This window comes from Streptomyces sp. NPDC058650 (assembly GCF_042717315.1).
In the GTDB taxonomy this organism is placed as follows: Bacteria; Actinomycetota; Actinomycetes; order Streptomycetales; family Streptomycetaceae; genus Streptomyces.
This window is the reverse complement of record NZ_JBHXRL010000028.1, coordinates 1-12,734: the sequence shown is the minus strand read 5'-3', so window position 1 is coordinate 12,734 and position 12,734 is coordinate 1. Positions and strand designations below refer to the sequence as shown.

Below are 12,734 nucleotides of genomic sequence, written 5' to 3'. Positions count from 1 at the left end.
GGGCCGATGACAGGACCGACGGGCGCGCCTCGGGACGTCTTCGCGGCGGTGGATCTCGGAGCCGGCAGCGGACGGGTGATGCTCGGGCGCGTCGGCCCCGACCACCTCGTGCTCACCGAGGCCCACCGGTTCCCCAACACCCCGATCCCCCTGCCGGACGGGCTGCGCTGGAACGTCCTCGCCCTCTTCCAGGGCGTCCTGGAAGGGCTGCGCGCGGCCGCCCGCTCCGGTGGCGTCGCCTCCGTCGGTGTCGACACCTGGGGCGTGGACTACGGACTCCTCGACGCGGACGGCGTCCTCCTGGGCGCTCCGTTCCACTACCGCGACCCGCGTACGGACGGCGCCGCCGAGGGGGTGTGGGCGCGGGTCGGCCCGGCGGAGCTCTACCGGATCACCGGACTCCAGCATCTGCCCTTCAACACCGTCTTCCAGCTCGCCTCGGCCGCCGGCAGCGCCCAACTGGGCGCGGCACGCACGCTGTTGCTCATGCCGGACCTGATGGTCCACTGGCTGACGGGGACGGTCGGGGCCGAGGAGACCAACGCCTCCACCACGGGCCTCTTCGACGCCCGCGCGGGCACCTGGTCCAAGGAGCTGCTCGGCAGGCTCGGGGTGGACCCCGGGCTGCTGCCGCCGCTCCGCGCGCCCGGCGATCCTGCGGGCGAACTCCTCCCGTACGTGGCCGAGTTCACCGGTCTCGACGCCCGGACTCCGGTGACGACGGTCGCCTCCCACGACACCGCGTCGGCCGTGGTCGCCGTCCCGGCCACCGGCCCGGACTTCGCGTACCTGTCCTGTGGCACCTGGTCCCTGGCGGGTCTGGAGCTGGACGCCCCGGTGTTCACGGAGGAGTCCCGGGCGGCCAACTTCACCAACGAGCGCGGGGTCGACGGCACCGTCCGCTTCCTGCGCAACATCATGGGACTGTGGCTCCTGGAGGAGTGCCGCCGGACATGGGCGGGGCAGGGACCGGCCGCCGAACTGCCGGAGCTGCTCGCACAGGCGGCGCGGGCGGAGCCGTTCGCGGCGCTGGTCGACCCGGACGCGCCGGAGTTCCTGGCCCCGGGCGACCTGCCGGAGCGGATACGGGCCCACTGCCGCAGGACCGGTCAGCGCGCACCCGAAAGCCCCGGCGGGGTGGTCCGTTGCGTCCTGGAAAGCCTGGCCCTCGCCCACCGGCGGACGCTGCGGCAGGCCGCCGAGCTGGCCGGCCGGGAGGTCACGCGGGTCCATCTCGTGGGCGGTGGGGCCCGCAATGAGCTGCTGTGCCAATGGACGGCGGACGCCATCGGCCTTCCCGTGGTCGCCGGCCCCGTCGAGGCCACGGCCCTCGGCAACGTCCTCGTGCAGGCGCGGGCGGCCGGGCTCGTCGGCGACCTGCCCTCGACGCGTCGGCTCGTCGCGCGGACACAGCCCCTGCGACACTACGTACCGCGGAAGGACCCCGCCGGCCGCGCCGCCTGGGACGCGGCCGCCGCCCGAATCGAACCGTCCCCGAGGAACCCGTGATGCGCGTCGCCCTCTTCGTCACCTGCGTCAACGACGCCGTCTTCCCGGCGACGGGCGTGGCGACGGTCCGGCTCCTCGAACGGCTGGGCGTGGAGGTCGACTTCCCCGCCGCGCAGACCTGCTGCGGGCAGCCGCAGTTCAACACCGGCTACCGCGAGGAGACCGAGCCTCTGGTCCGGCGCACGGTCGGGGCCTTCGAGGGGTACGAGCACGTCGTCGTGCCGTCCGGTTCGTGCGCGGCGATGGTGCGCCATCACTATCCGTCGTTCGGCGCGGAGGCGGCAGGCCTGGGCCCGCGGGTGTACGAGCTGACGGAGTTCCTGGTGGACGTGCTGGGCGTGACGGACGTGGGTGCGTACTTCCCGCACAAGGTGACGTACCACCCGTCCTGTCACGGGCTCCGGATGCTCGGGCTCGGGGAGCGCCCCCGGCGGCTCCTGGAGGCGGTGAAGGGTCTGGAGCTCGTGGAGCTGCCGGGGGCCGAGGAGTGCTGCGGCTTCGGCGGGACGTTCGCGGTGAAGAATCCGGACGTGTCGGCCGCCATGGGCGCCGACAAGATCACCCACGCGCTGTCCACGGGTGCCGGGGTCCTGTGCGGCGCGGACAACTCCTGCCTGCTGCACCTGGGCGGCATGCTGAGTCGGCGCGAGGACCCGCTGCGGGCATTGCACTTGGCGGAGATCCTGGCGAGTACGGAAGAGGAGCCCTGGAAGAAGTGAGCGGAACCTTTGTCGGGATGCCGTCCTTCCCGAAGGCGGCGCACGAGGCGGTCGGCGACGCCACTCTTCGGGCGAACCTGCGGCACGCGACGCACACGATCCGGGACAAGCGGGCGCGGGCGGTGGCCGAGCTCGACGACTGGGCCGCGCTGCGGGAGGCCGGGAAGCGGATCAAGGACGACACGCTCCGTCATCTGGACACGTATCTGGTCCGGTTGGAGGAGGCGGTGACCCGCGCGGGCGGCACCGTGCACTGGGCCGCGGACGCGGCGGAGGCCAACCGGATCGTCACCGATCTGGTGAGGGCCACGGGCGAGACGGAGGTCGTCAAGGTCAAGTCGATGGCCACCCAGGAGATCGGTCTCAACGAACACCTGGAGGCCGAGGGCATCGCCGCCTACGAGACGGATCTCGCGGAGCTCATCGTGCAGCTCGGCGAGGACCGCCCCTCGCACATCCTGGTCCCGGCCATCCACCGCAACCGGGGCGAGATCCGCGACATCTTCAGGGAGAGGATGGGGAGTTGGGGTCGCCCGGCTCCGGAAGGCCTGAGCGACACCCCGGCCGAGCTCGCGGAGGCGGCCCGGCTGCACCTGCGGGAGAAGTTCCTGCGGGCCAAGGTGGGGATCTCGGGGGCGAACTTCATGGTCGCCGAGACCGGCACCCTGGTCGTCGTCGAGTCCGAGGGCAACGGCCGCATGTGCCTGACCCTGCCCGAGACCCTCATCTCCGTCGTCGGAATCGAGAAGGTGGTACCGGCCTGGCGGGACCTGGAGGTGTTCCTCCAGACGCTGCCCCGCTCGTCGACGGCCGAGCGCATGAACCCGTACACCAGCATGTGGACCGGCACCACGGACGACGACGGACCGCGGGACTTCCACCTGGTCCTCCTCGACAACGGCCGCACCGACGCCCTCGCCGACGAGGTGGGGCGCCAGGCGCTGCGCTGCATCCGCTGCTCGGCCTGCCTCAACGTCTGCCCCGTGTACGAGCGGGCCGGCGGGCACGCGTACGGCTCGGTCTACCCCGGGCCGATCGGCGCCATCCTCACCCCCCAACTCCGGGGCACGGCAAGCGAGATCGACGCGTCGCTGCCGTACGCCTCCTCGCTCTGCGGCGCCTGCTACGAGGTGTGCCCGGTCGCCATCGACATCCCCGAGGTCCTCGTCCACCTGCGCGAGCGGGTCGCCGGGGAAGGCGGGAAGGGCCACCGTCTGGAGAAGGCCGCGATGAAGGCCGCCGGCTGGGTCCTCGACCACCCGAACGCGCTCGCCGCCGGGGAGCGGCTGGCGTCCGCGACCCGGAAGCTCCATCCGAAGCGCCTGCCGGGCCCTGGCGCCCGCCAGTGGTCCGACCACCGGGACCTGCCCGAACTGCCCGCCGAACCGTTCCGCGACTGGTGGAGGAAGAACCGCTCATGACCGACGCCCTCTCCTCGCGCGAGCGGATCCTCGCCCGGGTCCGCGCCGCCGTCGCCGACGCGCCCGCGGCGCCCGCCGTCACCCGCGACTACCGGACGAGCCACGCCGCGGACGACCCGGCGGCCCTCCTCGACCTGCTCCACGAGAACCTCGCCGACTACCGCGCCCACGTCCACCGCACCACGCCGGACGGGCTTCCCGCGCTGATCGCCCGGAGGCTCGCGGAGCGCGGCGCCCGGAGTGTCGCCGTCCCGCCCGGGCTGCCCGTCGGCTGGCTCGCCGCCACCGAGGCCGTCCGGCGGCCCGACGAGCCCCGGCTGACCCCGTACGAGCTGGACGGCGTCGACGCCGTGGTGACGGGCTGCGCCCTGGCGATCGCCGAGACCGGCACGATCGTCCTCGACGGCGGTCCGGGGCAGGGGCGGCGCGCCCTGACCCTCGTCCCCGATCTGCACGTCTGCGTGGTCCGGGCGCCGGAGCAGGTGGTGGCCTCGGTCCCCCTCGCGCTCCCCCGGCTCGACCCGACGCGTCCGCTCACCTGGATCTCGGGGCCGTCCGCGACGAGCGACATCGAACTCGACCGGGTCGAGGGCGTCCACGGCCCCCGGACCCTGGAAGTGATCCTGGTGACCGGCGCCCTGGCGTGACGGCCCTGGCATGACGAAGGAGCGGTCGGTCCCCCGTCGGGGACCGGCCGCTCCTCGAACGGGTACCGCTACGCCGATTCCCGGCGGACGAGCTCGGTGGGCAGGATGACCGCCGCCGGTTCCTCGCCCGCTATCCGGGCCAGGAGCGTCCGCACCATCTCGGTACTGATCCGGTCCCACGGCTGACGGATCGTGGTGAGCGGGGGGCGGCTGGAGAGGGCCGCCGGGGAGTCGTCGAAGCCGCCCACCGCGATGTCCTCGGGGACCCGCCGGCCCGCGCGGGCCAGGGCGTCGAGGACGCCCTGGGCCATCAGGTCGGACGCGACGAAGACCGCGTCGACGTCGGGGGCGCGCTCCAGGAGGGCGACGGCCGCGTCCTCGCCGCTCGCCCGGCTGTAGTCGCCGGTGGCGACGAGGGTCTCGTCGACGGGGAGTCCGACCTCGGCGAGCGTCTCGCGGTAGCCGGCGAGGCGCTCGACGCCGCCCGGGGTGTCCAGCGGGCCGCTGACGGTGGCGATGCGGCGCCGCCCCGACGCGTACAGGTGGCGGACCATGTCGCGGGCGCCGTCGCGGTCGTCGGCGGCGACGTAGCCGATCTTGGCGGTCTGGCCGAGCGGCTTGCCGCAGGCGACGACGGGCACGCCGGCCTCGTGCAGCCGGGCCACGACGGGGTCGCCGGAGTGGCTGGAGACGAGGAGGACGCCGTCGACGTGGCCGGCCTCGATGTAGCGGAGGTTGCGGCGGCGTTCGTCCTCGGTGCCCGCGATCATCAGGAGGAGCGGGATGTCCTGGGCGGCGAGGGCCTGGGTGCAGGCGCGCAGCAGGACGTTGAAGTTGGGGTCTTCGAAGAAACGCTCCTGCGGCTCGGTCAGGAGGAAGGCGACCGAGTCGGACTTGCCGGTGATCAGCGAGCGGGCGTGCCGGTTGACGACGTATCCCGTTCTGCGGATCGCGGCGTCGACGGCGGCCTTCGCCGACGGGCTGACGTAGTGGCCGCCGTTGAGGACGCGGGAGACGGTGCCGCGCGAGACCCCGGCCTCGCGGGCCACGTCATGGATGGTCGCCGGGCGGCGCCTTGCCGCTGCTGTGCTCATGCTGTGTGTTTCCCCTCGATCCCCTGTGGTTCAGGACTTTACGGCGCCGGAGAGCAGATCGAGGCTCCAGAAGCGCTGGATGAGGAGGAAGAGGGCGATGAGCGGTGCGACGGCGAGCAGGGCGCCCGTGATGACCAGGGTGTAGAGGGCGGGCTGGCTCGCGCCCTGCTTGAGGAGGGTGAACAGGCCGACGGTCATGGGGAACTTCTCGTCGTCGCCGAGCATGATGAACGGCAGCAGGAAGTTGTTCCAGATGGCGACGAACTGGAAGAGGAAGATCGTCACCAGGCCCGGGGACATCATGGGGACGGCGATCCTGAGGAAGATCCGCCACTCGCCGGCGCCGTCCATGCGGCCCGCCTCGACCAGCTCCATGGGGACGGCGGCCTCGGCGTAGATGCGGCCGAGGTAGACGCCGTACGGGGAGAGGACCAGCGGGAGCAGGACGGAGGCGTACGTGTCCGTCAGGTCGGCCTCGGCCATCAGCAGGTACTGCGGGATGGCGAGGATGACGGGGGGCATGAGGACGCCCGCCAGCATGATGTTGAAGAACGCCTCGCGGCCGCGGAAGCGGTAGACGGCGAGGGCGTAGCCGGCGAACGCGGACACGATGGTGGACAGGATGCCGCCGAGGCCCGCGTACAGCACGGAGTTGACCATCCAGCGCCAGTAGATGCCGTCACGGTATCCGGTGAGCTCGCCGATGTTGTCGCCGAGGCCGCTGCCGGGCAGGAAGGTGAAGGTGGAGAAGAGTTCGTCGTCGGCCTTGGTGGCGGCGACGAGGACCCAGGCCACGGGCAGCAGGCAGTAGAGCGCGCCGAGGACGAGGGCGGCGGTCGGCAGCAGGGCGGTGCGGCGGGCGCGCGCGGCGGGCGGGCCCTGGGAGGCGCCGGGGGTGGTACCGGCGGCGGGGGCCGCCTTGCGGAGCGTCGGGGAGGCGAGCCCGGTCATCGGCCTGCTCCTTGTGTGGTGCGGCGGTTGGAGATCCTGAGGAGGGCGAAGGAGAGCGCGAAGGTGGCGAGGGCGAGCACGACGGCGGTGGCCGAGGCGGCATGGATGTTCCCGCCGGTGAAGGCGTCGCTGTAGACCTTCATGAGGGGGCTCCAGGTGGAGGGGATGCCGTTGGTGAGCGGCTTGAGCGTGGTGGGCTCGTTGAAGACCTGGAGGGTCGCGATGATCGAGAAGAAGAAGGTGAGCACCAGCGAGGGCACCACCATCGGGATCTTGACGCGGAGCGCGATCTGGAGTTCGGAGCAGCCGTCGAGTTTGGCCGCCTCGTACACCTCGGTGGGCAGGGCGCGCAGCGCGGTGTAGATGACGATCATGTTGAAGCCGGTGCCGCCCCAGACGGCGATGTTGGCCATCGCCAGGTAGAGCGGTCCACCGTCCATGAGGTCGGGCTGCGGGAGACCTGCCTTGTCGAGGAGGTAGTGGAAGGGGCTGACGTCGGGGAGGTAGAGGAAGCCCCACAGCACGGCCGCGATGACGCCGGGGACGGCGTACGGGAGGAAGATCGCGAGCCGGGCGAAGGAGCGGGCGCGGACGCGCTCGGAGTCGAGCAGGAGCGCGAAGAAGAGGGCGAGGCCGAGCATGACGGGGACGACGATGGCGCCGTAGCCGAGGACGCGCAGGGCGCTCGCGAGGAGTTCGGAGTCGGTGAGGGCGGAGGCGTAGTTCTCCAGGCCGGCCCAGACCTCGGACTTGGCGCCCTTGCCGAGGCCGAGGCCCTTGATCTCGACCTTGTGGAAGCTGAGCCGGACCGCGTAGCCGATGGGCAGGGCGAAGAAGAGGACGAAGAGGACGGCGGCGGGGAGGAGGAAGCCATACGGGGCCGCCTTGACCCCGTACGACCGGCGCGCGCCCTTGGGGGGCTGCGTCACTTGGCGACCTCGAAGCCCTGCTTCTCCAGGTCCGTGACGGTGGCGCCCTGCATCGCGGTGAGGGCTTCGGCGAAGCCGCTCTTGGCCTTGGCGGCCTTGCCGAACTGGTCCTTGAAGGAGGTGTAGGCCACGTTCACGTTGGGGCCCCAGGCGGCCGGCGCGGTGGTCTTCGCTATCTCGGCGGCGCGGGTGTAGAAGTCGGGCTGGTTGGCGAAGTAGTCGGGGGCCTTGGCGAGGGCGCCGCTGGTCTGGGCGGCGGTGGCAGCGGGGTAGATGCCGCTCTCCTTGACGAGGGCGGCGAGGGCCTCCGGGTCGGTGTTCAGCCAGGTGGCGAACTGGGCGGCGGCCTCCTTGTGCTTCGAGTCGGTGGTGACGGCGGTGGAGGAGCCGCCCCAGCTGCCGGTGGCGTTGTCGCCCTTGTTCCACTGCGGGAGGGGGGCCATGGCCCACTTGCCCTTGGTGTCGGGGGCGGCGGTGGTGAGGGTGCCGGGGGCCCAGACGGCGCTGACCCAGGCGAGCTGCTCGCCGGTGTTGAGGGCCTTGTTCCAGGCGGGGGTGTACATCGGCTGGTTGTCGATGGCGCCCTCGGCGACCAGGCCGCCCCAGAAGTCGGTGACCTTCTTGGTGGCGGCGTCGTCGATGCCGACCTTCCAGGTGTCGCCCTCGAAGGTCCACCACTTGGCGCCGGCCTGCTGGGAGAGGCCGGCGAAGAGGCCGGAGTCGTTGGCGGAGAAGGTGGTCAGGGCCTTCTTCGGCGCCTTCTTCCTGACGGCGCGTGCGGTCTCGGCGAACTCGTCCCAGGTGGTGGGGACGGTCAGGCCGTACTGCTTGAAGAGGTCCTCGCGGTAGAAGAACATCAGCGGCCCGGAGTCCTGCGGCAGGGCGTAGACGGCCTCGCCGCCGAAGGTGGTCTGCTGCCAGATGCCGGGCGCGAACTTGTCCTTGACGCCCTGGACCTCCTGGGCGATGTCGGCGAGGGCGTCGTTGCTGACCAAGGTCGGCAGGGCCTGGTACTCGGCCTGGACCAGGTCGGGGGCCTTGTGTGCCTTCGCCGCGGTGATGATCTTGGTGACGAGGTCGTCCCCGGACGCCTGCTTCTGCACGGTGACCTTGATGTCGGGGTGCTTGGCGTTCCAGAGGGCCGCGACCTTGTCCATGCCGGGCGCCCAGGCCCAGTAGGTGAGCGAGACGGGGCCGGAGGCGGCGCCCGCCTCGTCGCCGGTGCCGGAGTCGGAGGACCCGCAGGCGGTGAGTGCGGTGGCGCCGAGGAGGACGGCGGTGGCGGCGGCGAGGCTGCGGCGCGTGATGTGGGGCATGGGGTACTTCTCCCTGACCGAAAGGGGCCTCTCTCGCAGACGGAGAGGCCGACCATGCATCTGTGAGCGTTCACAGTAGAGAAACGTTCCGGACACTTGTCAATGGTTGTTCGTGTGCGGTTATGTTGCGTTGCCACATCGAGATCGGGTGTGTGCACGTTCCCAATCCAACAGGGCTTCCTTCTTCCGACGCTTCAGGAGAGACTCATGCCGCAGACCACTCCCAAGGGCCTGCACCGGCTCGCCTTCGGCGGGGACTACAACCCCGAGCAATGGCCGGAAAGCGTCTGGCAGGAGGACGTCCGGCTGATGCGGGAGGCCGGTGTCACCATGGTGAGCGTCGGCATCTTCTCCTGGGCCCTGCTGGAACCCGAGCGCGGCCGGTACGACTTCGGCTGGCTCGACCGGCTCCTCGACCTGCTGCACGCGCACGGCATCCGCGTCGACCTGGGCACGCCCACCGTGGCACCGCCCGCCTGGTTCTACCGCGCCCACCCCGAGGCGCTGCCCGTCACCGCCGAGGGCGTGCGCTACTCGTACGGTTCACGCGGGGCGATCTGCCACAGTTCGTCCGCCTACCGCGCCGCCGCCGCCGGAATCACCACCGCACTCGCGCGCCGCTACGGCAGCCACCCCGCACTCGCCCTCTGGCACGTCCACAACGAGTACGGCGTGCCCGTCAGCGCCTGCTACTGCGACAACTGCGCCGCCCACTTCCGCCGCTGGCTCCACGAGACCCACGGCTCGGTGGAGGCCGTGAACGAGGCCTGGGGCACCGCCTTCTGGGGGCAGCGCTACGGCTCGTACGAGGAGATCGACCCGCCCCGCGCCACCCCCACCGTCGGCAACCCGGCCCAGCAGCTCGACTACCGGCGCTTCGCCGACGCCACCATCCGGGAGAACTTCCGGACGGAACGGGACATCCTGCACGAGCTGACCCCCGGCATCCCTGTCACCACCAACTTCATGACCGCGCTCAGCCAGTGCGACTCGATCGACTACTGGGCCTGGGGCCGCGAGGTCGACCTCGTCACCAACGACCACTACCTGATGACCGACGGCCGCCGCACCCACGTCAACCTCGCCATGGCCGCCGACCTCACCCGCTCCGTCGCCGGCGGCGCACCCTGGCTGCTCCTCGAACACTCCACGTCCGGCGTGAACTGGCAGGCCCGCAACCCCGCCAAGCGCCCGGGCGAGATGGCCCGCAACTCCCTCGCCCACGTCGCCCGCGGCTCCGAGGGCGCCATGTTCTTCCAGTGGCGCCAGTCCCGGCGCGGCGCCGAGAAGTTCCACTCCGCGATGGTCCCGCACGGCGGCACCGACACCCGGGTCTGGCGCGAGGTCGTCGCCCTCGGGGCCGGCCTGGAGGCCCTGGAGGAGGTACGCGGCACCCGGACCGTCCCGGACGTCGCCATGCTCTGGGACTGGCACTCCTGGTGGGCGCAGAACCTGGAGTGGCGGCCGAACGCGGCCCACGACGCCCGCGAGCGCGCCGACAGCTTCTACGAGACCCTGTACGACCGGCACCTCACGGTCGACTTCGCCCACCCCGAGGCCGACCTGTCCGCCTATCCGCTGGTCGTCGTGCCCGCGCTCTACCTCATGACCGAGGCCGCCGGGCAGAACCTCCGCGAGTACGTCGAGAACGGCGGCACGCTCGTCGTCTCGTACTTCTCCGGGATCGTCGACGAGCACGACGCCGTGCACCCCGGCGCCTATCCGGGCGCGCTGCGGGACGTCCTCGGCCTGACCGTCGAGGAGTGGTCCCCGCTCCTCGACGAGCAGCGGGTACGGATCGCGGGGCCGGACGGCGCCTCGCTCACCGGCGACGTGTGGACGGAGTTCGTCCGGCCGCGCGGCGCCGAGACCGTGTGGACGTACGCCGACGGGCCGGCCGCCGGCGGGCCCGCGGTCACGCGGCACCGGCTCGGCCGGGGCACCGCCTGGTACGTCTCCACCCGGCTCGACGCGGCCTCGCTGGACGCGATCGTGGCCGCCGCCTGCGAGGACGCCGGAGTCACGGCTCGCGCCGCGCTGCCGCACGACGTGGAGGTCGTGCGCCGCGCCGGGGACGGCGGGCAGTACCTGTTCGCCCTCAACCACTCCGCCGAGGACGCCGAGGTGCCGCTCGACGGCTCCGGGACGGAACTCCTCGGCGGTACGCCGGTCGACGGGAAGTTCACCGTCCCGGCCGGGGCCGTCGGAGTCGTCCGCCTGGACGCCTGACCGCACCGCTCCCCCTCCGGCCCCCCTGCCTTCGGGCCGGACCCCTGATCTCCCCGGGGGCGGCAGCGCCCCCTGCGCCGCCCCCGGGTGAGCCGCACCACCCGTAAGGAACCACCCGCACCACACCTCACATCGGCCACCGTCGAAGGGACTCGACGATGCACCTCACCACCAGAAGCCGCATCCGTCTGCGCGGCCGTATCCGCCTGCGAGCCGCGGCCGTCGCCGCAGCGCTGGGCGCCCTGCTCCTGGCTCCGCTGCCCACCGCACCACGGGCAGCGGCCGCCGCCACCCTCACCAACGCCGGGTTCGAGGCCGACGCCACCGGCACGGCCACCCCCACCGGCTGGTCCACCTACTCGGCCGCCGGCCAGAACGCCGCCTCGTTCACCGAGGCCGGGGGCCACGGCGGGAGCTACCGCCTCAGCCACTGGTCGGCGTCCGCGTACAAGGTCGAGACGTACCAGTACCTCTCCGGGCTCGCCAACGGCACGTACACGCTCAGCGCCTGGGTCCGCTCCGGCGGCGGGCAGAACGCCGCCTACCTGGCCCTGCGCAACTGCGGCTCCGCCGAGCAGCGCACCGACCTGCCGGTGACGTCCAATGGCGCCTGGATACGGCTCGTCACCTCCGTCACCGTCACGGGCGGCGCGTGCACCGTCAGCATCAACTCCGATGCCAACGCCGGGAACTGGCTCAACGTCGACGACCTGACGTTCACGTCAGGCACCACCGGTCTCGCGGTCAAGGGCGTCGACCTGTCGGCCCTCAAGAAGAGCGAGGACCTCGGCGGGACCTACCGCACCGCCGCCGGCGTCACCGGTGACCCGGTCACGATCCTGAAGAACGCGGGCGCGAACTACGGCCGCCTCAAGGTGTGGGTGAACCCGGCGGACGGCTACAACAACAAGGCCCGCGTCCTCGCCACCGCCCAGAAGATCAAGGCGCAGGGCATGAAGCTCCTCGTCGACTTCCACTACTCCGACATCTGGGCCGATCCCGGCGCCCAGAGCAAGCCCGCCGCCTGGTCGGGCCACTCCTACAGCCAGCTCAAGACCGACGTCTACAACCACACCTACGACGTCCTCAACGCCCTCAAGGCGCAGGGCACCACGGCCGACATGGTGCAGATCGGCAACGAGATCAACACCGGCATGCTCTGGCCCGAGGGCTCGACGTCCGACTGGTCGCAGCTCGGCGGGCTGCTCAAGTCCGGCATCTCGGCGGCCAAGGCGGTGTCGTCGAGCACACAGATCGCGCTGCACCTCGCCAACGGCGGCGACAACGCGCTGTACCGGGCGTGGTTCGACAACGCGACGGCACAGGGCGTGAGTTACGACGTCATCGGCTTCTCCTTCTACGGCTACTGGCACGGCGCCCTCTCCGCGCTCCAGACCAACCTCGACGACATCTCCGCCCGTTACGGCAAGAAGGTCATGGTCGCGGAGACTGCCTACCCGTTCCGCCTCGACAGCGAGGACGGCCACGAGAACATCATCGACCTGTCGAGCGAGCTGGTCTCCGGCTACCCGGCGAGCAGCGCCGGGCAGTCGGCCTGGCTGCGGGACGTCATGAACGTCGTCGAGGCCGTGCCGAACGGCCGCGGTCTCGGGGTCGTCTACTGGGAGCCGGCCTGGACCGCCGTCACCGGCAACGGCTGGGACCCGACCGCCCCCTCCTCCGGCAACGGCTGGGAGAACCAGGCGCTGTTCGACTACGACAGCAAGCTGCTCCCGGCGGCGAGCTGGTTCGCGCACCGCTGATCACTCCGACTGAACAGAGGGGGGGGGGGGGGGGGGCCGGCCCCCCCCCCCCCCCGGGGGGGGGGGCGCCCCCCCCCGGGGGGCCCCCGCCCCCCCCCCCCCCCGGGGGGGGCCCCCGGGGGGGGCCCCCGCCGGCCCCCCGCCCCCCCACCAGGG

The 12,734-nt window shown here is 72.0% G+C and carries 10 protein-coding genes; 6 read left to right on the top strand and 4 right to left on the bottom strand.

Annotation, left to right across the window (positions count from 1 at the left end):
* Nucleotides 1–6 precede the first annotated feature (6 nt).
* From ACFWWU_RS33695 to ACFWWU_RS33680, 4 genes are read left to right on the top strand one after another with little or no spacing between them, the layout of a single operon-like run.
* A complete protein-coding gene (locus ACFWWU_RS33695; RefSeq protein WP_384151748.1) occupies nt 7–1,509 on the top strand; it encodes a rhamnulokinase family protein in 1,503 nt (500 codons plus the stop codon).
* Complete coding sequence (locus ACFWWU_RS33690) at nt 1,509–2,228, top strand: (Fe-S)-binding protein (protein WP_384151745.1); 720 nt, start codon at nt 1,509–1,511, stop codon at nt 2,226–2,228. Before ACFWWU_RS33695 ends, ACFWWU_RS33690 begins: the two co-directional genes overlap by 1 nt.
* Complete coding sequence (locus tag ACFWWU_RS33685; RefSeq protein WP_384151739.1) at nt 2,225–3,649, top strand: LutB/LldF family L-lactate oxidation iron-sulfur protein; 1,425 nt, start codon at nt 2,225–2,227, stop codon at nt 3,647–3,649. Before ACFWWU_RS33690 ends, ACFWWU_RS33685 begins: the two co-directional genes overlap by 4 nt.
* Nucleotides 3,646–4,296, top strand: coding sequence for a lactate utilization protein C (locus tag ACFWWU_RS33680; RefSeq protein WP_384151736.1), 651 nt, complete (start codon nt 3,646–3,648; stop codon nt 4,294–4,296). The genes ACFWWU_RS33685 and ACFWWU_RS33680 overlap by 4 nt, the downstream gene beginning before the upstream one ends.
* Before the next feature lie 68 nt (nt 4,297–4,364).
* Here ACFWWU_RS33680 and ACFWWU_RS33675 read toward each other — a convergent pair whose 3' ends face one another.
* Genes ACFWWU_RS33675 through ACFWWU_RS33660 form a run of 4 tightly spaced genes read right to left on the bottom strand, consistent with a single transcriptional unit; the run spans nt 4,365 to nt 8,586 of the window.
* The gene (locus ACFWWU_RS33675; RefSeq protein ID WP_384151733.1) at nt 4,365–5,390 is read right to left on the bottom strand and encodes a LacI family DNA-binding transcriptional regulator; all 1,026 of its coding nucleotides are present in this window, start codon (nt 5,388–5,390) and stop codon (nt 4,365–4,367) included.
* A gap of 30 nt (nt 5,391–5,420) precedes the next feature.
* Nucleotides 5,421–6,341, bottom strand: a complete 921-nt coding sequence (locus ACFWWU_RS33670; protein WP_384151730.1) for a carbohydrate ABC transporter permease — start codon at nt 6,339–6,341, stop codon at nt 5,421–5,423.
* Complete coding sequence (locus ACFWWU_RS33665) at nt 6,338–7,270, bottom strand: carbohydrate ABC transporter permease (protein WP_384151727.1); 933 nt, start codon at nt 7,268–7,270, stop codon at nt 6,338–6,340. Before ACFWWU_RS33665 ends, ACFWWU_RS33670 begins: the two co-directional genes overlap by 4 nt.
* Nucleotides 7,267–8,586 carry an ABC transporter substrate-binding protein gene (locus ACFWWU_RS33660; RefSeq protein ID WP_384151724.1) on the bottom strand — a complete coding sequence of 440 codons (1,320 nt, stop codon included), beginning with the start codon at nt 8,584–8,586 and terminating at the stop codon, nt 7,267–7,269. Before ACFWWU_RS33660 ends, ACFWWU_RS33665 begins: the two co-directional genes overlap by 4 nt.
* Before the next feature lie 207 nt (nt 8,587–8,793).
* Between ACFWWU_RS33660 and ACFWWU_RS33655 the strand changes: the two genes are divergently transcribed.
* Both ACFWWU_RS33655 and ACFWWU_RS33650 read left to right on the top strand, forming a co-directional pair.
* Nucleotides 8,794–10,815 carry a beta-galactosidase gene (locus ACFWWU_RS33655; protein ID WP_384151721.1) on the top strand — a complete coding sequence of 674 codons (2,022 nt, stop codon included), beginning with the start codon at nt 8,794–8,796 and terminating at the stop codon, nt 10,813–10,815.
* 158 nt (nt 10,816–10,973) lie between these two features.
* Nucleotides 10,974–12,578 (top strand): arabinogalactan endo-beta-1,4-galactanase, encoded by a 1,605-nt coding sequence (locus ACFWWU_RS33650; RefSeq protein WP_384151718.1) that lies wholly within the window; start codon nt 10,974–10,976, stop codon nt 12,576–12,578.
* The last annotated feature ends 156 nt before the right edge of the window (nt 12,579–12,734 follow it).

Coding starts and splice junctions, on each gene's coding strand:
- ACFWWU_RS33680 (WP_384151736.1), top strand. CDS start 3,646: ATGACCGACGCCCTCTCCTCGCGCGAGCGGATCCTCGCCCGGGTCCGC.
- ACFWWU_RS33695 (WP_384151748.1), top strand. CDS start 7: ATGACAGGACCGACGGGCGCGCCTCGGGACGTCTTCGCGGCGGTGGAT.
- ACFWWU_RS33690 (WP_384151745.1), top strand. CDS start 1,509: ATGCGCGTCGCCCTCTTCGTCACCTGCGTCAACGACGCCGTCTTCCCG.
- ACFWWU_RS33650 (WP_384151718.1), top strand. CDS start 10,974: ATGCACCTCACCACCAGAAGCCGCATCCGTCTGCGCGGCCGTATCCGC.
- ACFWWU_RS33660 (WP_384151724.1), bottom strand. CDS start 8,586: ATGCCCCACATCACGCGCCGCAGCCTCGCCGCCGCCACCGCCGTCCTC.
- ACFWWU_RS33670 (WP_384151730.1), bottom strand. CDS start 6,341: ATGACCGGGCTCGCCTCCCCGACGCTCCGCAAGGCGGCCCCCGCCGCC.
- ACFWWU_RS33675 (WP_384151733.1), bottom strand. CDS start 5,390: ATGAGCACAGCAGCGGCAAGGCGCCGCCCGGCGACCATCCATGACGTG.
- ACFWWU_RS33655 (WP_384151721.1), top strand. CDS start 8,794: ATGCCGCAGACCACTCCCAAGGGCCTGCACCGGCTCGCCTTCGGCGGG.